The following is a 24,278-nucleotide window of genomic DNA, read 5'->3' on the forward strand; positions in this document are numbered from 1 at the left end:
TCAGCCAGGGAGTTCCGTCCGTGTATCTGAGCAAGCAGTCCTACAAAAAGATCATCGACGACCTGCGCGACGGGCTCTACATCGTGGATCGCGACCGGAAGGTAGTCTTTTGGAACCGCGCAGCTGAGCGCATCTCCGGGTTTAGCGCCGAAGAGGTGATTTCCAAACGCTGCGCCGACAACATCCTTTGCCATGTCGACGACATCGGGCAAAACCTCTGCAACAGTTCCTGTCCGCTTGCCGCGACCATCGATTGCGGCATGGCCCAGGAGGCCGAGCTCTTCCTGCACCACAAGAACGGGCACCGGGTCCCGGTTACGGTGCAGGTGGTCCCCTTGACCGACGACAAGGGAGAGGTCATCGGCGCCGTGGAGATGTTCTCGGACGGCAGCAACAAGGCAGCGAACGAACTGCGACTGCAGGAACTGGAGAAGCTCGCGCTGCTGGACGAACTGACCCAACTCGCCAACCGCCGCTACCTGGAGCGGGAACTCGAAGCGCGCCTCGAAGAGATGAGCCGCTACGACATCCCTTTCGGGGTCCTGTTCATGGATCTCGACGATTTCAAGAAAGTGAACGACGACTACGGCCACGAAACCGGAGACCGCGTGCTCAGCTTCGTGGCTGGAACATTGAGCGCCAACTCCCGTCCCTTCGACCTCTACGGTCGCTGGGGAGGGGAGGAATTCGTAGGGATCGTGCGCAACGTCACCGCCGCCAACCTGAAGCACATGGGACAGCGCCTGCGCAAGCTGGTGGAGAAGTCCTTCCTGCTGGTAGGGGAGGAGAGGCTCAGGGTAACCATCTCCATCGGCGCTACCATGGCGCTTCCGGAAGACACGCTTCAGTCTTTGCTGCAGCGCGCCGACCTGCTCATGTACCAGAGCAAGAGCGCCGGCAAAAACCGTCTGACTATCGGCTGACATCCCGACCGGGCTAGCGTCGCAGACAAAGAGCCGGCTCCCGGGGCGGCTGCTTCGATCTTTTCCTTAGCATCCGAGGCTTGCGCTATGAAATGTGCTGGGCACTGGCAGGCGTATTTTAGGAGGGCGGTGCTGCCGCTGGCGGCCTGGACCGTTTTTATCGCACTCCTTGCCGGCACCAGCATCTTCTTGCACCATCAGGACTCGCTGAAGGAGGCGGAGAACGAGGCGCGCGATTACTTCCGCCTCAACATGGCCTACCGAGCCTGGGGATCGTCGGTGGGAGGAGTCTACATATTAAAGGACAAGGTTCTCCCTAACCCCTACCTCAAGGTGCCGAAGCGCGATGTCGCCACCACAGACGGCATCCACCTCACCCTGGTCAACCCCGCTTACATGACCCGCCTGGTCTTCGACGGCATCGCGAAGGCAACCCCCACTCCCGTCATCAACCGGATAGTGAGCCTGAAGCCGCTTAACCCCAAAAACACGCCTGACGCCTGGGAGCGGGAATCCTTGATGCGGTTCGAAGAGGGGAGCGCACTGGAGCGATCCCAGGCCACCGACATCAAGGGCAAACCCTACCTGCGTTTCATCTCCGCCTTCATTGCCGACGAGTCCTGCCTCAAATGCCATAGCGGCCAAGGTTACAAAAAAAGGGACCTGCTGGGCGGCATCGTCATCTCCATACCTCTGGAGGGATATTTCAAGTCCGACATCCAGACCAGGAAGGCCTTTTCGGCCGCTTACTTTTTGCTTTGGGCTGTGGGGGGCGGAGGGATCCTGGTATCGGCGCGGCGCCGGCACGATTACGAGGAGGAACTGCGCGCCGGGGAGGAAAAATTCCGCACCGTTTGCGACTGGACCCAGGATTGGGAGTACTGGATCGACCAGGAAAGGAGGATGCGCTACGTCTCTCCCTCTTGCTTCGACATCACCGGTTATGCCCCGCAAGAGTTCATGGAGGACCCGGAACTGGCGCAGCGCCTGGTTTATCCCGAAGACAGGGAAGCTTTCGCAAATCACCTTGAACAGGGCGCGGCGGGGTCGCCTCCGGACTCCATCGAGTTCCGCATCGCCACCAAAAGCGGCGCTGTCCGCTGGATCCACCATGACTGCCGCCCCGTCTTTTCCAACGGGAATTTCCTGGGGCGCCGCGTCTCCAACCGGGACGTAACCGACCGCAAGATCGTGGAACAGGAACTTGCCATCCGCGCCGAACTCCTGAACTGCGTCAGCGATTCCGTCTTCGTGGTGAGCCTTGGGGGGACGATCCTGGAGGTCAACGACGCCGCCTGGCGTACCCGTGGTTTCAGCCGGGAGGAAATGCTGGCGATGAACATCTGCGACCTGGTGAGCCAGCGGTATGCCAAGCTCTTCCCGGAGCATCTGCGCCTGGTCGCGCAGCACAGCGAAGGTTTCCTGGAATCGGAGCATCGTTTGAAGGACGGCCGGGTGATCTCGGTGGAGATCGACAGCCGCATCATCGAGTACCGCGGGGAGAGCGCCGTACTGAGCAGCGTGCGCGACGTCACCGAACGCAAGGAGACCGTGCAGATATTGCGACGGTCCGAGCGCTTCAACGTGTCGCTGAACCGGATCTCCCAGGCTTTCTTGACCAGCAGCGAAGAGCAGCAGATGTACCAGGAACTCCTGGTGGCGCTGCTCGAGGTTATGGACAGCCCGTACGGCGTGGTGGGATATCTGGACGACGCCGGAGACCTGGTTTTGGCTGCAGTCTCGGTGGACAGGGGCGGCCCGAAGGCCGCCCACATTGTGATTCCGGAGGCTCGTTGGGGGGAGACGCTCTGGGGGCTCACGTTGCGCAGCGGCGAAGCGCGCTACTCCAACCAGCCGCAGAACCCGCCCGCCTGGCACTTCCATGTAGAGCGCCTCCTCATGGCCCCCTTGGTCTACCAAGGCAAGCCGAGCGCGCTTTTGATGGTCGCCAACCGCCCCGGCGATTACACCGATGAGGACCTGCAGATGCTGCAGGGGATAGGGGCGCAGATCGCGCCGGTGCTGAATGCGAGGCTCGACCAGCAGCAGGCGGTAGCCGCGTTGCGCGAGAACGAGAGCAAGCTGCAGATCATCTTCGACGTGATCCAGGCAGGCGTGATCCAGGCCGACTCTACAGGGAGCGTGATTTACGCAAACCAGCGCATGGCAGAGATGTTCGGGATGCCTATGGAGGAACTGATCGGCTCCGATTACTGCAGTCACGTCTCACCGGAGCAGCGTCAGTTGGCCGGGTCATCATTTGCCATGCTTTTGAGCGGCGAGCTGGAGTCGGCTCACTACGAGAGACATTACCGGCGCAAGGACGGCACCTTGTTCTGGGGGTATCTGACCGGGCGCAGGCTGGTCGCTTCCGACGGCAAGCCGGCCGAACTGGTCGCCACCATCACCGACATGACCGATCTCAAGTCCGCCGAAGAGAAGCGCCACAGAAGCGAGCAGCAGATGCTCCACGTTCAAAAACTGGAGAGCCTCGGCGTTTTGGCCGGCGGCATAGCACACGACTTCAACAACATCCTTCTAGCCATCATGGGGAACACGAGCCTCGCCCTGCAGCGCGTGGATCGGGGCTCGCCCCTGGAGCAGCACCTGCTGCAGATCGAGAAGGCTTCCGAGAAGGCCGCCGATCTGGCGCGCCAGATGCTGGCCTACTCCGGTAAGGGGCGCTTCGTCCTGGAGGCGCTGGACCTGAACCGGCTGGTTCGCGAGATGACCTCCATGCTGGAGGTGTCGCTCAGCAAGAAGGCTGTGCTCCGTTTCCACCTGGCCGAGGAGTTGCCGGGGATCATCGCGGACCCGACCCAGATCCGGCAGATCATCATGAACCTCGCCATCAACGCCTCGGAGGCAATAGGGGAGAAGAGCGGGGAAATCACCATAGCGACCGGTTCCCTGATATGCGACAGCCACTACCTTGCCGAAAACTGGCTGGACGTGCCCCTCCACGAGGGGCGTTACGTCTATCTGGAGGTGACCGACAACGGCTGCGGCATGACCAAGGAAACGTTGGACAGGATCTTCGAACCGTTTTTCACCACCAAGTTCACCGGGCGCGGGCTCGGCATGGCGGCCATACTCGGCATCGTGCGCGGGCACAAAGGAGTCATCAAGGTCTACAGCGAGCCGGATACGGGAAGCAGCTTCAAGATCCTGCTTCCCGCCACCGAGGCCGCAGTGCTCCCCACCGCCGCAGTCAACATGGCGGATGGATGGAGGGGGTCGGGCAGCGTGCTCCTGGTCGACGACGAGGAGAGCGTGCGCGACGTGGCGAGCGCGATGCTGCACGAACTGGGCTTTGAGGTCATCTCTGCAGCGGACGGAAGGCAAGCGCTGGAGCTGTACCGCCGCCACGGGGAGGGGATAACCGTTGTCCTGATGGATCTGAACATGCCCAACCTGAGCGGCGAAGAGGCCTTCCACGAACTGCGCAAGATGGACGCGGAGGTGCGAGTAATCCTCTCCAGCGGTTTCAGCGAACAGGAGGTAACCCGCAAATTCCTGGGCAAAGGGCTTGAGGGATTCGTTCAGAAGCCTTATACGCTCGCCGCGCTGCGAGCAGTGATGAGTCAGGCGCTGTCGAAGAAGGGTTCCAGCTCTCCCAAGGGCACGCAAAACGGCCAGTAGCAAGCGCCCTCTCAGTTAGCTGTCCTTCCCTCAAAAATGCCGCAGGGAATTCCCTTGGATTAAACAGATGGTAGACTCGGAAAGTCTCGCCGGAGGCCTGCAAGGTCTGCGGAACCAAACGCCAACGGAAAAGGGGGGTATCGACATGCGTCTCACCTATGCGAAGCGATGTGGTAGCGCGGTTTTGGTCCTTTTGGCAGCAACGGCACTTTGGACCGGATGTACCCATAACAAAGCGGAATCGAGGCCGCCGGCGGAGATGGCAGAGGAGCCGATGGATCCGGCCGATGCCGCCATCGACCCGGCTCATTGGGGAAGGCTTTACCCGGTGCACTATCAGCAGTGGAAGCTCACCAGCGAACCGACTCCGGCCGGCTTGAGCAAGTACAAACGCGGGTACGACGTGGGCGAAGAGCGCCGCGACAAGCTGGACGAGTACCCATTCCTCGCGCTTTTGTACAGCGGATGGGGGTTCGGCGCGGAATACAACGAACCGCGCGGGCATTACCACATGGTGCAGGACCAGCTTGAGGTGGATCCGGGCAGGCTCAAGGCCGGGGGCGCCTGCCTCACCTGCAAAACCCCTTACGCGCCGAAGCTGCAAAAGGAGATGGGGAGAGCCTACTTCGCGACCCCCTACAAGGAAGTGCTGGCAAGGCTTCCCAAGCAGAACCAGACGCTCGGGGTGGCCTGCATCGACTGCCACGACAACCGCGGCATGGAGCTGAGAATTTCACGCGAGTTCACGCTGGGCAAGGCGCTCAGGAAGATCGGGGTGGACCCGGCCAAACTCACTAGGGAGCAGAAGAGGACGCTTGTCTGCGCCCAGTGCCACGTTACCTACATGATCCCCAAGGACAAGGATATGCATTCGACGGACGTGGTGTTTCCCTGGGCGGGTAGCAGGGAAGGGGGGATACCGATCGAGAACATCATCAAGGACATCAAGAGTTCCCCTTCGCACCTTGAGTGGACCCAGGCGGTAACCGGCTTCAAGCTCGCCTTTTTACGGCACCCCGAATACGAGTTTTACTCCAACAACAGCCCCCACTGGTCCGCTGGCGTTACCTGCGCCGACTGCCATATGCCGATGATGACCGTCAGCCACGAGAGCCTGACCGACCACAGGATCATGAGCCCGCTAAAGGGTGAGATGACGCAGTGCGCCGGTTGCCACGAGGAGAAAGCGCCGGAGTTGCGCGCCAAGGTGATTGCGATGCAGGACCGCTTTATCGGCAGCTACCTGAAAACCGGGTATGCTGTCGCAGCCGACGCCAAGCTTTTCGAGATGGCCAACAAGGCGAAAGCGGCAGGCAAGCAGATCGACAACGAGGTCTACGGCATAGCCAGGGAGAATTACGAGCAGGCCTTCTACCGCCTCATCTTCGTCGGCGCCGAGAACTCCACCGGTTTCCACAACCCCAAAGAGGGGCTGCGGATCTTGGACGACGCCGCGCGCCACGCGGCCACCGCCGACATGCACCTGCGCCAGATGCTGGCAAAGGCGGGCGAGCGGGTCCCGGACCAGGTCGATCTTGAGCTTCCCAAGTACACCGGCAACCGCGGTACGAAGCATCTGCCGTTCCGACCGGAACATGAGATCAAGGCGCCCATCGTGAAATAGGGGCTCCCAAGCATTAAGATGCCTTCGCGGAACGCTCCCGCGAAGGCATCTTTCGTTTCAGGCGTCCCCCCCCCTCGGAATTGGCGGGGGACTGGCTCCGAAGGTGCCTATCCCCCTAGCCATGTCCCCCCAGCTACGGACGAAACAGGAAGCGGGAGAAGGATTCGTCGCCGACCGCAAGTATCTTGGAGGGAGACATTCAGGTTGATTCTTCAAGTGTTGGGGGCCCGACTCTGTCAATGGCATCGACAGATACTCGACTGAGTTTAATGGAGCATGCGCTGTGACTTGTAACTCTGATCTATATCTTGCTATTTCGACCGCTATTCTTAAGCGTTCCTTACTCAACCGCCTTGACTGAGTAGCTGCAGCCCGATAGACTTGCGAGCGGCAAATCAACGATCTTCATGGAGGGCTACGTGGAAAAAAAGAACTGGACCATTCCCGAGCTTCTAGAGTTGTCTGGAGGTTACTGGAGCACCTGCGCTCTGCATGCCGGCGTCAAACTCGACGTCTTCAGCCAGCTCGACAAAGGTCCGCTCCCTGCTGAAACAGTAGCTGCCAGAGTAAAGAGTGACGAACGAGGCATCTCAATGCTGTTGCACGCGCTGGTGGCGTTGGGGCTGCTGGAAAAGCAGGGGGAGAATTTCGCTGCCACCCCCTTCGCCGCCTCCTATCTCTCCCGCAATTCCCACGAGTACCTGGGGCACATCATCATGCACCACCATCACCTGATGGCGAGCTGGGCCAACCTGGACCAGGCCGTTCGCACGGGCGAGCCGGTCCGCGAGAGGGTTTCGCATGAGGACGTTGAGTCGTCGCGTGAAAGCTTCCTGATGGGGATGTTCAACCTGGCCATGCAGCTCGCGCCGCGGGTGGTGCCGCAGATCGATCTTTCCGGGCGCCGCCGCCTCCTCGACATCGGAGGCGGGCCGGGGACCTACGCCATCTATTTCTGTAAGCAAAACCCCGATCTCGATGCCGTCATCTGCGATCTGCCGACCACCCGCAGCTTCGCCGAAAAGACGGTGGCGCACTTCGATCTTTCGGACCGGATCGGTTTCATCGACGTAGATTTCGAAAAGGAAGAGCTTCCCGAGGGGTTCGACGTGGCGTGGCTGTCGCACGTGCTGCACGGCATAGGCCCCGCCGCCTGCGAGCGCCTGCTGAAGAAGGCCGTGACCGCTTTGGAGCCGGGCGGGCTGGTCCTGGTCCAGGAGTTCATCTTGGACGACACGAGGGACGCTCCCGTCTTCCCCGCGCTCTTCTCCTTGAACATGCTGCTTGGCACCCCCGATGGGCAGTCTTACAGCGAGGCTGAGATCGTCCGTATGCTGCAGAGTGCCGGTGCGAAAGACGTGCATCGCCTGCCGATCCAGCTTCCCAACGGAGCCGGGATTGTGGCAGGGACAAAAAGCAGGGGCTAGGGGCTGGGGCAAGTCCCCCTTTGCGAAGGGGGATTTAGGGGGATTTTCAGCTGGTGCCGGTAGATGCAAATCCCCCCCGCCCCCCCTTGGCAAAGCGGGGAGAAAACCGGGGCTGTTTGCAACGGGGGAGGTTCTATGGAATACCAGGGGCACTCGAAGGACCAGATGCATTCTCCAAATCATTCCGACCGCAGCACCTGGCTGGTGTTGCCGCTTTTCGCCGCAGCTTGCGCCGTTGTCACCGTTATCCTGCTCTTGAGCTCCGGGCTCGGCTCCCGGGTCCATCTCTGGCACTTCCGAACCGGCTTCGCCTTGATCAAGACAGCCGGCTACATCGGTCTTGGCTGCGCACTACTGGCGCTGGTATCCGGGCTCATCTCGATCCGGAAGCGGCATGCCAAGGGGATACTCCTTTCACTGCTCGCCTTGCTGCTGGCGCTGGCTGCCTTCGGCATCCCGCTCTACTGGAAGACGCAGGCGCAGGCTTATCCCCGCATTCATGACATCTCCACCGACCTCCAGCATCCTCCCGCCTTCGTCGCGATCAGTTCGGCGCGCCACGCTGGGGTCCGCTACCCTGGCGCGGCTGTGGCGGCCATGCAGCAAAAGGCGTACCCCGATCTGAAGACCGTGGTGCTTCCTTTTCCGCAGGTGGAAGCGTACAAGGTTGCGCTGCTGGCGGCGCGCGACATGGGTTGGGACATCGTGGCGGAACTTCCTGCCGAGGGGAAGATAGAGGCGACCGACACCACCAAGTGGTTCGGCTTCAAGGATGACATCGTAATCCGGATCCAGCCTGCGGGGAATCGTTCCCTGCTGGACGTACGCTCCGTCTCAAGAGAAGGCATAAGCGACGTCGGCACCAATGCGAAAAGGATCCGTGCCTACCTGTCGAAGGTGGTCCCCGAAAGCGTGAAACCGTAGTTCGCTACCGTGCATAAAAAAGGGGGACAGGCTACTTTTTGAAATCAAAAAGTAGCCTGTCCCCTTTTCACTCTGTCCCCTGTTTACCTGTGTAATTCCGTTGGGTTAGTGCCTGCCGAGCCTTAGATCCTTGTGGTGGGCCAGCTCCTTCCAGGTTGATCCTGCCTTTCTCGCGGCAATCAATGCATATCAGGGCCTGCTCCTTGGGCGCCGCCCAAATAAGTGCCATCTTCATAAAAAAAGGGGGACAGGCTACTTTTTGAAATCAAAAAGTAGCCTGTCCCCTTTTCACTTCAGGGAAACGACCTGGCCAAGCTCTGCCTGCCTGCCACTACTGTCATCTTCTGCCGTTTAATTAAGCTGCTGCTGAGCCTGTAGCCAGGTCGGCGCAGCAATCCTCTTTGCCATCCTCTCAAGCTTTCCCGAAAAAAAGCCTGCGCAGCTTCGCAGAGTTAGCTCCCGGTCCAGGTGTGTATACCTGAACTTGGGCCGCTCGTGGCACAGCTTCTGCTAACCAGACTGCATCAGGGCAACGGCGCCCGGCACGCTTAACGGGGCGAAAGCTCCGGAGGAGGGCGAGATGGCTGGAGTTACCAAATCCCAGGTTTTCATCGGCGACACCACGCTGCGAGACGGCGAACAGACGGCAGGGGTGGTCTTTACCGTAAAGGAAAAGATCTCCATCGCGAGGCAGTTGGACGCCATGGGCGTCCACGAACTGGAATGCGGCATACCCGCCATGGGCGAGGAGGAGCGCGACTCGATCCGGGCGCTGGTGGCGTTGGGCCTTTCGGCCCGGCTCATCACCTGGAACCGCGCGGTGGTGCCGGACATCGAGGCGAGCATCGCCTGCGGCGTCGAAGCCGTGGACATCTCGCTCAGCGTCTCGGACATCATGATCGAACACAAGATCAACAAGAGCAGGGATTTTGTGAAGGAACAGCTGAAGCGGGCCCTATGCTTCGCCAAGCAGAACGGACTCTACGTCTGCGTCGGGGGCGAGGACGCCAGCCGCGCCGACAGCGATTTCCTGATCGAGTTGATGCAGATCGCCCAAACAAACGGCGCCGATCGTTTCCGGTTCTGCGACACGCTCGGCATCCTCGACCCCTTCGCCATGTTCGAAAAAGTGGGTCGCCTGAGAGCCGCGGTCCCCGGACTCGACATCGAGGTGCACACCCACAACGACCTGGGGCTCGCCACGGCGAACGCCCTGGCCGGGGTGAGGGGAGGGGCGTCCTACATCAGCACCACGGTCAACGGCCTCGGCGAGCGGGCAGGCAACGCCGCATTGGAAGAGGTGGTCATGGCGCTGAAGGTCGCCTGCGGCATTGACGTCGGCATCGACACCAGGCGCTTTCAGTCGGTGTCCCGGCTGGTGGGGCGCGCCTCCAACCGCGAGGTCCCACCCTGGAAGGCTGTTGTGGGCGAGCGGGTCTTCTCCCACGAGTCGGGGTTGCATGCCGATGGCGTGCTGAAGGACCCGAAGAACTACGAGGGCTTCACGCCTGAGGAAGTGGGGCTGAAAAGGCACATCGTGGCGGGAAAGCATTCCGGGACCAACGGGATCGTGGAAAGCTACCGTCAGATCGGCATTCCCATCTCCAGGGAAGAGGCGCAGGAACTGATGGACAAGGTGAGGAGCACCGCGCAGCGCATCAAGGGGCCCCTGGCGCCCATGGACCTGGTCAAGCTGCACAAGCGGAGAGGGGTTTCGCTGGCGGCCTAGCGCTGAAGGCACCGGAGCCCGAGCTTCGAATCGATGCGTAAAAGTTAGGCAGAAAATCAGGCAGGTGGTTGGACGGCAAGCCGGGAAGACAATTTTAAAAAGGTAAAGCGTAGTAAAATAAGCGTGATACGACTTGGCACGTAAGCTGCAAAGAGAAAGACAAAACCGAATACAGGGGTACATCGATGTACCCCCATCACCCGGCAGTATGGCAAAGGCGCCCACGTTAGCAGTAACGGAGCGCCTTTTTTATTTGGGCCCCGCAAAACAAACGGGCCCCGCACCGCAGCCGACCCCTGAGGGATCATGCCAGGTGCCAGGATTGCCGGACAGGCCGGCAACGGCGACCAAGCGGTTCTGCCTGAGGGCGGAAGCGGTCAGTGGGGCAAAAAGGAGAGGAACAATGAGACAGATCGCGATTTACGGCAAGGGCGGCATCGGCAAATCCACCACTACCCAGAACACCGTGGCAGGCCTCGCCTCCATCGGCAAGAAGGTCATGATCGTTGGCTGCGACCCTAAGGCCGACTCCACCCGTCTCATCCTGCACGCCAAGGCACAGTCGACCGTTATGGACCTGGTCCGCGAGCTGGGCACGGTAGAGGACCTGGAGCTTGAGGACGTCATGAAGGTAGGTTACGGCGATGTGAAATGCGTCGAGTCCGGCGGACCGGAGCCGGGCGTCGGCTGTGCCGGCCGCGGCGTCATCACCGCCATCAACTTCCTGGAAGAAAACGGCGCCTACACCCCCGACCTCGACTTCGTCTTCTACGATGTTCTGGGCGACGTCGTCTGCGGCGGTTTCGCCATGCCGATCCGCGAAGGGAAGGCCGAGGAGATCTACATCGTCTGCTCCGGCGAGATGATGGCCATGTACGCCGCCAACAACATCGCCAAGGGGATCCTGAAGTACGCTTCCTCCGGCAAAGTCAGGCTGGCCGGCCTCATCTGCAACGCGAGGAAGACGGACAAGGAATACGAGTTGATCGACGCGCTGGCCAAGAAGCTCGGCACCCAGATGATCCACTTCGTTCCCCGCGACAACCAGGTGCAGCGCGCCGAACTGCGCAGGATGACCGTCATTGAGTACTCCCCCGACCATCCGCAGGCCAACGAGTACCGCTCCCTGGCCCAGAAGATCGCCGACAACAAGATGCTGGTGGTCCCGACCCCGCTTGAGATGGAAGAGCTGGAAGACCTCTTGATGGAGTTCGGCATCATGGAGGCCGAGGACGAGTCGATCGTGGGCGTGGCCGAGGCTGCAGCGGTTTAAATCACCCACCCCCTGACCCCCTCCCGCCTACGCGAGCCGTAGCGCTTCGGCGCGCAGGCCCTTCGAGGGAGGGGGGACATGCTGAATAAGGAGACTTACATGTCTGAGGCACCAATAAAGAAGGTAGAAGGAATTACAAAGGAATCTACCCAGGCGATGATCGACCACGCCCTGGAGATCTATCCGGAGAAGGCCAAGAAGAAGAGGGCGCCGCATCTCGCCCCCAACGAGGGGGAAGGGGCCTGCGTCAAGAGTAACCGCAAGACCGTCCCCGGCATCATGAGCGCCCGCGGCTGTGCCTACGCAGGTGCCAAAGGGGTGGTCTGGGGACCGATCCGTGACATGGTGCACGTCTCCCACGGCCCGGTCGGCTGCGGCTGGTACTCCTGGGGTACCCGCCGCAACCTGGTCACCGGCGTGAACGGCGTCAGCCAGTTCGCCATGCAGTTCACCTCCGATTTCCAGGAGAAGGACATCGTCTACGGCGGCGACAAGAAGCTGAAGACACTTCTGGCCGAGGCGCACGACCTGTTCCCACTGGCGAAGGGGATCTCGGTCCTCTCCGAGTGCCCGGTCGGCCTCATCGGCGACGACATAAACTCGGTAGCGAAGGTCGCCTCGAAGGAACTGGACATCCCGGTCATCCCCTGCAACTGCGAGGGGTTCCGCGGCGTGTCCCAGTCGCTGGGCCATCACATCTCCAACGACACCATCCGCGACCACATCATCGGCACCCGGGAATTCGCCGAGCCCGAGACCCCGTACGACATCGCCCTCATCGGCGACTACAACATCGGCGGCGACGTCTGGAGCGTTAAACCTCTGCTTGAAGAAATAGGGTTGAACGTCAAGGCGGTATGGACCGGCGACGGCGAATTGGAAAAGATCGCCGCCACGCACAAGGTGAAGCTGAACCTGATCCACTGCTACCGTTCCATGAACTATATGTGCCGCGTCATGGAAGAGAAGTACGGCATCCCCTGGCTCGAGTTCAACTTCTTTGGCCCGACCAAGATCCGCGAGAGCCTGAGGAAGATCGCCGAGTACTTCGACGACAACATCAAGGAGAAGGTGGAAAAGGCGATCGCTAAGTACGACCCCATCATGCAGGCGGTGATCGACGAGTACCGTCCGCGCTTGGAAGGGAAGAAGGTGATGCTCTACGTCGGCGGCCTTCGCCCCCGTCACACCGTTAACGCCTACGCGGACCTCGGCATGACCGTGGTCGGTTCCGGTTACGAGTTCGCCCACGGCGACGACTACGAGAGGACCTCCCCCGAGATGCCGGAAGCGACCGTCATCTACGACGACGCCTCCGAGCACGAGCTGGAGCAGTTCGTGGATGAGCTTCGTCCCGACCTGGTCGGCTCCGGCATCAAAGAGAAGTACCTGTTCCAGAAGATGGGCATCCCGTTCCGCCAGATGCACAGCTGGGACTACTCCGGCCCGTACCACGCCTACAACGGCTTCCCGATCTTCGCCCGCGACGTCGACATGGCCGTCAACAGCCCGACCTGGAAGCTGGTGAAGGCGCCCTTTTAGGGCGCAGATTAAGAGATGAACCAGATAAAGGTTAAGTAAAGGCAGTAGGAACAGCAGATAAAGCTTGAGATAAAGATTAAGTAAAGGCAGTAGGCAGTACCTGTTTTTGTTTTTTTCTCAATCTCAATCTTAATCTCAATCTTGATTTGAGCCGTGCGACGGATTAGTCGCCGACGAAAGGAGCACTACTATGACTGCAGAAGCTGCCGTGAAATACGTCACTGAGATTCCCGAAGAGGAAGTGAAACGGGTCTCTGCGTGGATCAATACCGAGGAGTACAAGGAGAAGAACTTCGCCCGCCAGGCGCTGGTAATCAACCCGCCGCACGCCTGCCAGCCGCTGGGCGCGGAGCTTGCCGCGCACGGCTTCGAGGGGACGCTCCCCTTCGTGCACGGATCGCAAGGGTGCGCCTCGTACTACCGCTCCACCTTCAACCGCCATTTCCGCGAGCCGGCTCCGGCCGTGTCCGACTCCATGACCGAGGACGGCGCGGTGTTCGGGGGGCAGAACAACCTGCACGAGGCACTGGAGAACGCCTACACCATCTATCAGCCCAAGATGATGGCGGTCTTCACCTCCTGCATGCCGGAGGTCATCGGCGACGACCTGACTGCGTTCATCAAGAACGCGAGGAACAAGGGGATCGTGCCGCAGGACTACCCGCTCCCCTACGCCAACACCCCGAGCTTCAACGGCTCGCACGTTCACGGCTACGACGCGATGCTCCTCTCCATCCTGCAGACGCTGACCGAGGGGAAGAAAGTCGAAGGGCGCTGCACCGGGAAGCTGAACCTGATCCCCGGCTTTGACTGCAACACCGGGAACTACCGGGAGTACAAGAGGATCCTGAAGGAATTCGGCATCCCCTACACGCTTTTGGCCGACATCTCCGACACCTTCGATTCGCCCCTGGACGGCACCTACCGTCCCTACCCGGGCGGCACCAAGCTGGAGGACGCGGCGGATTCCATCAACGGCAAGGCAACTTTGACCGTGGCGCCTTTTTCCAGCGCCAAGACCTTTACCTGGATCAAGGACAACTACTCCGGGACCCACGTCTCGCTGCCGACCCCGTTCGGGGTTGCTAAGACCGACGCCCTGCTTCTGAAGCTCTCCGAGCTCTTCGGCAAGCCGGTGCCCGAGTCTCTCAAGGCCGAGCGCGGCTACGCCGTCGACGCCATGACCGACGCGCACCAGTACATTCACGGCAAGAAGTTCGCCCTCTACGGGGATCCGGATTACCTGATCGGGTATGTCTCCTTCCTGTTGGAGATGGGTGCCAAGCCGTACCACATTCTTTGCAGCAAGGGGAACAAGAAGGTCGAGAAAGAGCTCCAGGCGCTTCTGGACGCGTCCCCGGACGGCAAAGGGTGCAAGATCTACATGGGCAAGGACCTCTGGCACATGAGGAGTCTGCTGATGACCGACCCGGTCGACGCGATGATCGGCGACACGCACGGGAAGTTCGCCGCGCGCGACGCAGGGATCCCGCTCTTCAGGTTCGGCTTCCCGGTCTTCGACCGCGTCAACCTGCATCGCTCGCCCCTCATCGGCTACCAGGGCGCCATCAACATGCTGACCGCCATCTGCAACAAGTTCATCGAAATCCGTGACGAGACCTGCGAGGACCGGCACTTCGAGATGATGAGATAAAAACCCAAAACCATTAGCAAGGAGATTGGGAGGAAATCTGAGAAAGCAAAGGCAAGGAGAGAAGCACAAGAAGGTTTAAAACTTAAGTCTTTGTCTTTTCACAGAAGTCCTCAGATGTTCTCCTTGCTAATGGTTTTAAAAAGGAGGCTCCAATGGCGAAGCCAGACTGGTACGACACAACTGATTGCGACACTCACGATGCCGGGGCTCCTAAGTTCTGCAAGAAGTCGGAACCGGGCGAGGGGACGGAACGAAGCTGCGCCTACGACGGCGCCCGCGTGGTTCTCATGCCCATCACCGACGTCATCCACCTGGTGCACGGCCCCATCGCCTGCGCCGGAAACTCCTGGGACAACCGCGGGGCACGCTCCTCGGATTCCCAGATCTACCGCCGCGGCTTCACCACGGAGATGCTGCAAAACGACGTGATCTTCGGCGGCGAAAAGAAGCTCTACCGCGCCATCCAGGAACTGGCGGCGCGCTACCCGGAGGCAAAGGCGATCTTCGTCTACGCCACCTGCGTTACCTCCATGACCGGCGACGACATCGAGGCGGTCTGCAAAGCGGCCCAGGAGAAGGTGAGCGTCCCGGTGATCCCGGTGAATACGCCTGGCTTCATCGGCGACAAGAACATCGGCAACCGCCTGGCCGGCGAGACCCTCTTCAAGTACGTAATTGGCACCGCGGAACCGGAATTCACCACGGATTACGACATAAACCTGATCGGCGAGTACAACATCGCCGGCGACCTCTGGGGGATGCTGCCGCTCTTCGACCGGCTCGGGATCCGCGTCCTCTCCTGCATCAGCGGCGACGCCAAGTTCGAGGAGCTGCGCTACGCGCACCGCGCCAAGCTGAACATCATCGTCTGCTCCAAGAGCCTCACCAACCTCGCCAAGAAGATGCAGAAGGTGTACGGCATCCCGTACCTGGAGGAATCCTTCTACGGCATGACGGATGTGGCGAAGGCGCTGCGGGACATAGCGCGGGAGCTGGACGACCTGGTGAACGGCCTGGAGAAGCGGGTGATGCAGGACCGGGTGGAAAAGCTGGTCGCCGAGTGCGAGGAGAGCTGCCGCGCCGAGCTTGCTCCTTATCGGGAGAGGCTGGCCGGGAAGAAGGCGGTGCTCTTCACCGGGGGGGTGAAGACCTGGTCCATGGTGAACGCGCTGGCGGAGCTGGGGGTGGAGATTCTCGCAGCGGGAACGCAGAATTCGACGCTGGAGGATTTCTACCGCATGAAGGCGCTGATGCACGAGGATGCCTCCATCATCGCGGACACCAGTACGGCGGGGCTTCTTTCGGTCATGTACGAAAAGCTCCCCGACCTGATCGTCGCGGGGGGGAAGACCAAGTTCCTGGCGCTGAAGACGAAGACCCCGTTTCTGGACATAAACCACGGGCGCTCCCATCCTTACGCGGGTTACGCCGGAATGGTCACCTTCGCCAAACAGCTTGATCTCACGGTGAATAACCCGATCTGGCCGACCCTGAACGACAAGGCCCCCTGGGAGAAGGACGCCGAGGCGCAGAAAGCGGATCTGGCCTACGCCGCCGGGCATGCCGCGCGCTTCGCCGCCGAAGAGATCAAGGCCTCGCGGGTCAAGGTGCCGACCAAGAACGCCACGGTAAACCCGCAGAAGAACTCCCCCGCGCTGGGGGCGACGCTCGCCTATCTCGGGATCGACCGGATGCTGGGGCTTTTGCACGGCGCCCAGGGATGCTCCACCTTCATCAGGCTGCAGCTCTCCCGGCATTTCAAGGAATCCATCGCGCTCAACTCGACCAGCATGAGCGAGGAGACGGCCATCTTCGGCGGCTGGGACAACCTGAGGGTCGGCCTGAACCGGGTCATGGAAAAGTTCAAGCCAGAGGTGGTGGGCGTGATGACCACCGGTTTGACCGAGACCATGGGGGACGACGTCAGGAGCGCCATCGTCAAGTTCCGGGAGGCGCATCCGGAGCACGATGCCATTCCCGTGATCCACGCCTCGACCCCGGATTACTGCGGCTCGATGCAGGAAGGGTACGCCGCGGCGGTCGAGGCCATCGTGGCGACGGTGCCGGAAGGGGGCATCGGAATACCTGGACAGGTAAGTATTCTGCCGGGTTGCCAGCTAACTCCTGCCGAGGTCGAGGAAATCGCGGGAATCTGCGAGGCGTTCGGGCTGGATCCGGTGGTTGTGCCGGACATCTCCAACGCGCTGGATGGGCACATCGACGCCACCGTCTCGGCGCTCTCCGTAGGGGGAGCCACCATCGAGCGCATCAAGGCGGCGGGGCGGAGCGAAGCGACGCTATATTTCGGCGATTCGCTGGCCGAAGCAGCCGGGGTGCTCCAGGACAAGTTCGGCATCCCGAGTTACGGGTTCACCTCCATCACCGGGCTCAAGGAGACGGACCTATTGATGGCCACGCTCTCGGCTCTTTCCGGACGGCCGATACCTGTGAAATTCCGGCGCTGGAGAAGCCGCCTCATGGACGCCATGGTGGACAGCCACTACCAGTTCGGACAGAAAAAAGTGGCGCTGGCGCTGGAGGCGGACCACCTGAAGGGGATGACACATTTCCTTGCCAGCCTCGGCTGCGAAATACAGGTCGCCATTGCTGCAACGAGGACGCGGGGCTTGGACCGCTTGCCGACGGAGAACGTATTCGTCGGGGACCTGGAGGACCTGGAACAGACCGCGGCGGGAGCCGACCTGTTAGTGGCCAACTCCAACGGGCGCCAAGCGGCGAAGAAACTAGGGATCAATGCACACCTGAGAACCGGGATGCCCGTTTTCGACCGGCTCGGGGCGCACCAAAAGATGTGGGTCGGCTACCAGGGGACGCTGAACCTGGTCTTCGAGGTCGCAAATATATTCCAAGCCAATGCCAAGGAAGCGCAGAAACTGGCGCACAACTGAGAGGCAGAGAAGAGGCAGATTGAGATTAAGATTTAGATAAAGGCTAAAACCTTGGCTACAGAATCTTCTTTATCTCTATCTTTATCTTTATCTCGCTTTTCAAGGAGAGAGTATGAAGATCGCTTTTACTACAAAGACCGGCGAAACCATCGACATGCACTTCGGGCAGGCGGATTCCTTCCACATCTGGGAGGTCGGGCCCGAGGAGGCGCATTACGTCCAGACCCTCACCGTCGGCGAGCACGGCAGCGACGAAGAGGACCGCATAGCTGCCCGGGCGAGCCTCCTTGCCGACTGCGCCATCGTCTATACCATGCAGATCGGCGGGCCTGCCGCCGCCAAGCTGGTAGCCAAACGCATCCATCCCATGAAGACCAACGTGGAGGTCGGGCTGAAGGAATCGATCGAACGGATGCAGGAGGTGCTGCGCGGCAACCCGCCCCCCTGGCTGCGCAAGGCAATGAACAAGGATCTGGCAGGGTCATTTTGGGACGAGGATTAGTTTTCCGGTTCGGGTGGACGTTCAGGTGAATGATCAATAAAACGTGGATAAACCATCAAGATAAAAGGAGAAGTATCATGGCTTACATCACCGGTTTGACCAAGGAAAAGAAAGAGTGGACCCCGCAGTTCATCACATCCATCGACGAAGAAACCTGCATCGGGTGCGGTCGCTGTTTCAAGGTCTGCGCCCATGACGTGCTGACCTTTGAGGAGGTGGACGAGGACGATTCGGCCAAGATGTTCATGAAAGTCGACAACCCCGGCAACTGTATCGGCTGCCAGGCCTGCGGCAGGACCTGCTCCAAGAAGTGCTTCACCTTCGCGCCGGTCGTAGCTTAGAAGCGCAGATAAAGATAAAGATTGAGATTAAGCAAACCAACTTCTTCAGACCATTCCAGGTTTTCACTTAATCTCAATCTTAATCTCAATCTGGTTTATAGGTTCTACTCAATCTCTATCTCTATCTGGTTTTAGGGGGTTTTATGCTTTTCGCCGTTGCCTCAAAGGATGGCAAGGAAATAAACCAGCACTTCGGACACGTCGAGCGGTTCCTCATCTACCATGTGGAGGGCGATTCGGTCGCCTTGCTGGAGGAGCGGCCTGTGGAGAAGTACTGCCGCTTCGACCCTGACCACCCGCTGCGTGCCCACACGCTGAGGGACACCGCCGACGCCCTCAAGGGGTGCCGTGCCGTGGTCTGCTCCATGATAGGGGAGGCCCCGAAGGCAGAACTGGAGCGTCTGGGCGTTGAGCCGTACGTGGTGGAAGGCGAAATCGAGCCGATCCTGCGCGACCTGGCCAAGGCTTTGTAAAACCAGATACAGATTAAGATTGAGATTGAGACTGAGAAAACCAAGAGAGGCAGATAAAGATAAAGATTAAAATTAAGGAAACCCCGGGTTTTGCCTCTTCTTAATCTCAATCTTAATCTCAATCTGATTTTTACATGGTGTCATTCAACCACTGCAACCTTCCCCCCTGGGTCATCGCTTCCCGGCACTTCAACGACAACCCGCAGTCGTTGGAAATCCAGGGGGTGCGGGCCGTCAACCGCTTCCTATTCAACAAGCTGGACGTCATCGCCACGCCTGAAGAACGTGCCGCCGTCTTCAACGACTACATGTCGGTGAAGTTTCAACTGCACCAGTGGCAGCAGGAGAGCGCAACGGCGCGCAAGAGCCTGAAAAACAGCTACCTGCGCTTTCTCAGGGGGTGGATGATGGACTCCAACTCGGTGGAGGGGGCGGTGCTCAAAGGGTGGGTGGAAAGCAGGATGGGCCTTCCGCCCACCTTCCATAACGTGCGCATCGCGGGGATCCACGACGAGAACTACCTGCAGTATGCGGTGGACCGGACCAAGGGAAGCGCGCGCACCTCGGCCATCAACTCCCAGTTCGATCTTCTCTACGAGTACAGCCAGTACGAACTCGCCAAGAGGTACCCAGACCGCCGCCACCTCACCCTGTATCGCGGCACCTTCGAGCGTTCGGAGCACGACAAACTGGAGACCATCTCGAAGCGCGAGGAGATCGTCCGCCTCAACAACCTGAATTCCTTCACCACCGACGAGGAACGCGCCTGGGAATTCGGCTTCATCGTCTGGGAGGCGCAGGTCCCTCTGGAGAAGATCTTCTTCTTCAGCGAACTGCTGCCTAACTCTATTCTCAAAGGGGAGGGGGAGTGCCTGGTGATCGGGGGAGAATTCCGGGTGAAACGACTGCTCTGCACCATCTGAAACTGCGGCTCGCGCCAAGACGTAAAGACGCAAAAAAAAACCGGGCCGCAGGGTTAATTTCGCCGGAACTGAGGCGAGAGCTTCACCAGCGCCTCCGAAAGTTCGATTATCTCGGTCAGCACGTCCTTGGAAAGTTTTTTGCGCCACCTGGCTGGTATCGCGTCCTCGCCGTAATAGGCACCTGCCAAGGCTCCGGCTATGGCGCCGGTGGTATCGGCGTCACCTCCCTGGTTCACCGTGTCCACCACACACCCCTCGAAAGATCGCGACCTGAAAAAGCAGTACAAGACGGTCTGCATGGTGTCGACCACGTAACCGGTGGCGAGCCCCTTGTATGGATCGAAGCTGAACTTCGGGTACTTCTCGATCAGGTGCCCGGCCTCGCGTCGTAGGCGGTGCATGGAACTTCCTGCCAGCGCCAGGTGCAGCAGGCGCCCCAGGTAGATGGTGGCGGCGTCGGACAGGGGATGGTTGTGGGTAAGGTGGGCTTGCTCCAGGCTGCAGGCTTCCAAAAGCGCGGCGTCGCCAGCGGTATAGAGGCCGATGGGGAGGGTCCTCATCACGGCGCCGTTGCCGCCGTCCCATTCGTTGGGCGGGGTTTCCAGCGTGCCGTGCAGCATGTAGTTCCTGATGCCGCGCCGGCAGGTGTCGCCCACGTCTATCGGCTTCGACTTGAGCCATCCCGCCAGGTTGTCGGCTGCCTGTTTACGGTTCCAACCTCGCGCCTTGACGATGGCGCGCGCAAGGCAGAGCGACATCTCGGTGTCGTCGGTGACCTCTCCGGGGTTCAGCCTCAGCCATCCCCCTCCCACCATCTCCTTTAAGACGCCGTACTTCTCCTTGATTTCCCCCCGCGTCATGAACTCCACGGGAGCCCCCAGCGCGTCACCGACCGCAAGGCCGATAAAGGCTCCCCTGGCGCGGGAGAGCAGATCGCTATGGTAGGAGTGGCTGGACATGCGCCGACTGCTGCAATAAGCAATCCTGCCTGCCAGTTTTTTGATTAAACCCTCTAGCAAGCATCATCCGGCACCGCGGGGTATATTTCGCTCACCCCCTGTTGAAAAGGCTCTTCCTGGTGACAGCCCCCCCTCCCTTGACGGGAGGGGGATGGGGGGTGGGTAAAGCCGCAATGTTTGGAGATTATGGCACTTTCCCCCACCCCCTAACCCCCTCCCGCAAGGGGAGGGGGGACGAAGAGCGACCTTTCCCTGACTTTCCAGTTGAACCTTGGAAGGGGGTATGTGGCGATATGAAATCCCTTTTTCCCAAAGGGGGACTTTCCGCTGATGCTTTACGCCGCCGCTGTGGGCAATGCACAAAAAATAGTCTGATGCTGCAAGTGCGAGGCAACTCTGCAGCTAATGAAGCACTAGGCGCGGTGTGGTAAATCATCCGGGGTGCTCAATCGAGCGGGAACATTCTGCGGTAAAGATGAATGCCTGCCGTCAATGGGCGAAGCCCTGCTAATGTGCAGTGTTGCAAGGCAAATATGGAGAGATAAAAGCGGCTTTCATCACCTCCCGAACCCCCCTGGTCCCACCTGTAAACGTCATCCACACCGGAAGCTGGCATGCTAAATGCTCATTAGGCTCCAACAGGTACAACGACGTATCTAACATAAACGGCAACGATGCCCGGCGCGGATAGAACATATCCCGCCGGGCATTTTTCGTTTTCAGGCACGGCCTGAAGCAAGGATCAAGGAGGATGACATGGCGACATCGTGCGAGAAGATGAAGAAGATCCAGGGGCATCCCTGCTTTGGCGGCAACCACCATAAAAACGGGCGGATGCACCTCGCGGTGGCGCCCAAGTGCAACATCAAATGCGGCTATTGCACCCGGCGTCACGACTGCGCCAACGAATCGCGCCCGGGCGTCACGAGCCGCCTGCTCTCGCCGGACGAGGCGATCGTCAGGGTGAGGGAGGTGATGGCAAGCCCCATCACCGGCCCCATCATCAAGGTCATCGGCATTGCCGGGCCGGGGGATCCGCTCTTCAACGAAGAGACCTTCGACACCTTTCGTTACGTGGACCGGGAGTTTCCGCAGTTGATCAAGTGTCTGAGCACCAACGGGCTGCTGCTACCCGACAAGATGCCAGTGCTTAAGGAGATCGGACTGCACAGCCTCACCGTCACTCTCAACGCGTTGGACCCGAAGGTCGGCGGCAAGATCTACTCCCACGTCTTCTATAAGGGGACCAAATACACAGGCGAGGAGGGGGCGGAGATCCTGGTTCGTAACCAGTTGGAAGGGATCCGCCAGGCGGCGGAACTGGGGCTGACCATCAAGATAAACACGGTGCTGATACCCGGTGTGAACGACGAGCAGATCCCGCTCATCTCGAAGAAGGTTAAGGAACTTGGGGCCTTCGTGATGAACATCATGCCGCTCATTCCGCAGGCCGATTTCGCCCATATCGAGCCTCCTTCAGCAGACCGGCTGGATGCGCTACGCCAGGATAACGAGAAGACCATTGGACAGTTCAAACACTGCAAACAGTGCCGTGCCGACGCGGTGGGGCTGATCTGCGAAAACCTGCAGCTCGCCATCGCCCCGGCGGCGTAGCAGATGATCGAACCGTTCGTCGAGTCCGACATACCTTCCTTCATAGCTCTAGCCAGGGAGGAAGGGTGGGTCTGCGGGGCCTGGGAGTTTCAGTTCCTGCTGCAGAATTTCCCTCAGGGCTGCCTGGCTTGGCGCGAGGAGGGGAAGACGCTTGGCTACATCACGTCGCTGCGGCACGAGAACAGCGGTTGGATCGGCAACCTCCTGGTAACGAGCGAGGCGCGCAGGCGCGGTATCGGCGCGAAACTGATGGAAGGTGCCCTCGATGCCCTGCTCTCCAGCCAGGAGGCGACCGTGTGGCTCACCGCCTCAGCCAAAGGAGTAGGGCTTTACAGGAAGCTCGGTTTTCTGCCCATCGACAGTATCAATCGCTGGAAAGGGAAAGGGACAAGCGACCCCCGCGCGGAGAGATTGCCACATCAGGATCTGCAAACCATGCGGGAAGTGGATCGGGCAGGGTGGGGTGACCGGCGGGATGGGCTTTTGGATGTCACCGTCGGCCGCGGATGGAGCTATTGCGGAGAGCACTCCTTCCTTTGCTGCCAGCCTTGGGAAGAAGGGACGCAGATCGGGGCGTGGGGGGCGCTGATGGAAACTCAGGCGGAGCTTCTGCTGGACCGGGCCCTTGGAGGATTATTGGGACCCGTCTTTCTCGATGTTCCCGCCGGGAATCTCGCCGCTGCCTCGTTGCTCACCAAGAGAAAATTCTCCATAGCCGGCAGCAACACGCTCATGTACCTGGGAGCGCAACCAAGCTATGACAACAAGAAGATCTTCGCGCTGGCTAGCATGGGTAGCATGGGGTAAGGAGAAGAGCCAGGGAGGGGGAAGGCTTGGGTGAGGAGTGGGAACGTAGCTCAAGGGCAGTCAAAAGACGGTGCCCGCCTGAGGTCGGCGGTGAGTTTATAAGAGACAAGGAGGCCAGACATGCTGGTAATTGCCTGCCTGAAGCAGGTCCCGGATACGACGCAGGTGCAGATCGATCCCGTCACCAACACCCTGGTGAGGGACGGGATCCCGTTCATCGTCAACCCTTACGACACCCATGCGCTGGAGGAGACCCTGCGTCTCAAGTACAGCCACGGGTTGAAGAGCGTGGCGCTTTCCATGGGCCCCCCCAACGCCGAGGCGACGCTGAGAAAGGCGCTGGCTCTGGGCGTTGATCGGAGCATCCTCCTTTCGGATCGAGCCTACGGCGGCGCGGACACTCTGTCGACCAGCAACGTACTTGCTGCGGCAATACGGAAACTGGGCGAGAGCGAGGAAGTAGGCCTCGTGTTCTGCGGCAAGCAGACTATCGACGGCGACACGGCGCAGGTAGGCCCGGGGATAGCGGTCCGGTTGGGATTCTCCCAGTTGACCCTGGTGGATCGTATCGAGAAACTCGACCTCGACGCCAAAACGATAACGGTGCGTCGCAAGCTGGAGGGACGATACGAGATCGTCGAGGCGCGGTTGCCTGCGATGATCACGGTGGTCCGGGAACTGAACCGCCCGCGTTACCCAACGGTGCCGATGCGGCTGGCATCCGCCAAGGCCGAGGTGGAGTCTTGGAGCAACGAGCAGTTGCAGTTGGACGTGAACAGCGTCGGGCTCAAGGGGTCCCCTACCTGGGTAAGCCGCATCTTCTCGCCTGAGCGGCAGGAAGGAGAGATCATCGGCGACGGCATGAACGATCCCGTAGCCGCGGCCCGTCTGCTGCTCGATCGCCTGGTCCAGGGGGACATGCTCTCCGTATAGGTCCCCTGACTGAAAACAAAAGGGGACAGGCTACTTTTTCGAAAAATAAAAGTAGCCTGTCCCCTTTACGAAGCGAAAG

17 protein-coding genes and 1 pseudogene are annotated in these 24,278 nt (G+C 60.1%); 17 read left to right on the forward strand and 1 reads right to left on the reverse strand.

The window, feature by feature from the left end; genetic code table 11:
• The first annotated feature begins 20 nt into the window (after window positions 1-20).
• The 14 genes and pseudogenes from GBEM_RS10365 to GBEM_RS10430 all read left to right on the forward strand — a co-directional run bounded on the left by GBEM_RS10365 (window position 21) and on the right by GBEM_RS10430 (window position 19,886).
• Complete coding sequence (locus tag GBEM_RS10365; RefSeq protein WP_012530502.1) at window positions 21-923, forward strand: sensor domain-containing diguanylate cyclase; 903 nt, start codon at window positions 21-23, stop codon at window positions 921-923.
• A gap of 129 nt (window positions 924-1,052) precedes the next feature.
• Window positions 1,053-4,565 (forward strand): PAS domain S-box protein, encoded by a 3,513-nt coding sequence (locus GBEM_RS10370; RefSeq protein WP_226373850.1) that lies wholly within the window; start codon window positions 1,053-1,055, stop codon window positions 4,563-4,565.
• Between the two features lie 145 nt (window positions 4,566-4,710).
• Window positions 4,711-6,189: an ammonia-forming cytochrome c nitrite reductase subunit c552 gene (locus GBEM_RS10375; RefSeq protein WP_012530504.1), complete on the forward strand. Its 1,479-nt coding sequence runs from the start codon at window positions 4,711-4,713 to the stop codon at window positions 6,187-6,189.
• 419 nt (window positions 6,190-6,608) lie between these two features.
• Window positions 6,609-7,616, forward strand: coding sequence for a methyltransferase (locus tag GBEM_RS10380; protein ID WP_012530505.1), 1,008 nt, complete (start codon window positions 6,609-6,611; stop codon window positions 7,614-7,616).
• A 135-nt stretch (window positions 7,617-7,751) separates the two neighbouring features.
• Window positions 7,752-8,540: a DUF1499 domain-containing protein gene (locus GBEM_RS10385; RefSeq protein ID WP_012530506.1), complete on the forward strand. Its 789-nt coding sequence runs from the start codon at window positions 7,752-7,754 to the stop codon at window positions 8,538-8,540.
• Window positions 8,541-9,120: 580 nt separating this feature from the next.
• Window positions 9,121-10,269 carry a homocitrate synthase gene (gene nifV / locus GBEM_RS10390; protein WP_012530507.1) on the forward strand — a complete coding sequence of 383 codons (1,149 nt, stop codon included), beginning with the start codon at window positions 9,121-9,123 and terminating at the stop codon, window positions 10,267-10,269.
• A 403-nt stretch (window positions 10,270-10,672) separates the two neighbouring features.
• On the forward strand, window positions 10,673-11,542 hold the full coding sequence (gene nifH / locus GBEM_RS10395; RefSeq protein ID WP_012530508.1) for a nitrogenase iron protein: 870 nt from the start codon (window positions 10,673-10,675) through the stop codon (window positions 11,540-11,542).
• A gap of 99 nt (window positions 11,543-11,641) precedes the next feature.
• The gene (nifD, locus tag GBEM_RS10400; RefSeq protein ID WP_041262729.1) at window positions 11,642-13,084 is read left to right on the forward strand and encodes a nitrogenase molybdenum-iron protein alpha chain; all 1,443 of its coding nucleotides are present in this window, start codon (window positions 11,642-11,644) and stop codon (window positions 13,082-13,084) included.
• Between the two features lie 181 nt (window positions 13,085-13,265).
• A pseudogene (nifK, locus tag GBEM_RS10405) lies at window positions 13,266-14,738 on the forward strand (nitrogenase molybdenum-iron protein subunit beta); the annotation flags it as partial.
• Window positions 14,739-14,890: 152 nt separating this feature from the next.
• Window positions 14,891-17,647, forward strand: a complete 2,757-nt coding sequence (locus GBEM_RS10410) for a bifunctional nitrogenase iron-molybdenum cofactor biosynthesis protein NifEN (RefSeq protein ID WP_012530511.1) — start codon at window positions 14,891-14,893, stop codon at window positions 17,645-17,647.
• A 112-nt stretch (window positions 17,648-17,759) separates the two neighbouring features.
• Window positions 17,760-18,149 carry a nitrogen fixation protein NifX gene (gene nifX, locus GBEM_RS10415; RefSeq protein WP_012530512.1) on the forward strand — a complete coding sequence of 130 codons (390 nt, stop codon included), beginning with the start codon at window positions 17,760-17,762 and terminating at the stop codon, window positions 18,147-18,149.
• Between the two features lie 77 nt (window positions 18,150-18,226).
• A complete protein-coding gene (gene fdxB / locus GBEM_RS10420; RefSeq protein ID WP_012530513.1) occupies window positions 18,227-18,490 on the forward strand; it encodes a ferredoxin III, nif-specific in 264 nt (87 codons plus the stop codon).
• Window positions 18,491-18,633: 143 nt separating this feature from the next.
• Window positions 18,634-18,963 carry a NifB/NifX family molybdenum-iron cluster-binding protein gene (locus tag GBEM_RS10425; RefSeq protein WP_012530514.1) on the forward strand — a complete coding sequence of 110 codons (330 nt, stop codon included), beginning with the start codon at window positions 18,634-18,636 and terminating at the stop codon, window positions 18,961-18,963.
• A gap of 134 nt (window positions 18,964-19,097) precedes the next feature.
• On the forward strand, window positions 19,098-19,886 hold the full coding sequence (locus tag GBEM_RS10430) for an NAD(+)--dinitrogen-reductase ADP-D-ribosyltransferase (protein ID WP_012530515.1): 789 nt from the start codon (window positions 19,098-19,100) through the stop codon (window positions 19,884-19,886).
• Window positions 19,887-19,939: 53 nt separating this feature from the next.
• Here the strand turns inward: GBEM_RS10430 and draG are convergent, their stop codons facing one another.
• Window positions 19,940-20,845, reverse strand: coding sequence for an ADP-ribosyl-[dinitrogen reductase] hydrolase (gene draG, locus GBEM_RS10435; RefSeq protein WP_012530516.1), 906 nt, complete (start codon window positions 20,843-20,845; stop codon window positions 19,940-19,942).
• 756 nt (window positions 20,846-21,601) lie between these two features.
• On the opposite strand from draG, the gene GBEM_RS10440 reads away from it, so the two are divergent.
• The 3 genes from GBEM_RS10440 to GBEM_RS10450 all read left to right on the forward strand — a co-directional run bounded on the left by GBEM_RS10440 (window position 21,602) and on the right by GBEM_RS10450 (window position 24,199).
• Window positions 21,602-22,459: a radical SAM protein gene (locus tag GBEM_RS10440; RefSeq protein WP_012530517.1), complete on the forward strand. Its 858-nt coding sequence runs from the start codon at window positions 21,602-21,604 to the stop codon at window positions 22,457-22,459.
• Window positions 22,460-22,462: 3 nt separating this feature from the next.
• The gene (locus GBEM_RS10445; protein WP_012530518.1) at window positions 22,463-23,266 is read left to right on the forward strand and encodes a GNAT family N-acetyltransferase; all 804 of its coding nucleotides are present in this window, start codon (window positions 22,463-22,465) and stop codon (window positions 23,264-23,266) included.
• A gap of 120 nt (window positions 23,267-23,386) precedes the next feature.
• On the forward strand, window positions 23,387-24,199 hold the full coding sequence (locus GBEM_RS10450; RefSeq protein WP_012530519.1) for an electron transfer flavoprotein subunit beta/FixA family protein: 813 nt from the start codon (window positions 23,387-23,389) through the stop codon (window positions 24,197-24,199).
• The last annotated feature ends 79 nt before the right edge of the window (window positions 24,200-24,278 follow it).

Source organism: Citrifermentans bemidjiense Bem, assembly GCF_000020725.1.
GTDB classification, from domain to species: domain Bacteria; phylum Desulfobacterota; class Desulfuromonadia; order Geobacterales; family Geobacteraceae; genus Geomonas; species Geomonas bemidjiensis.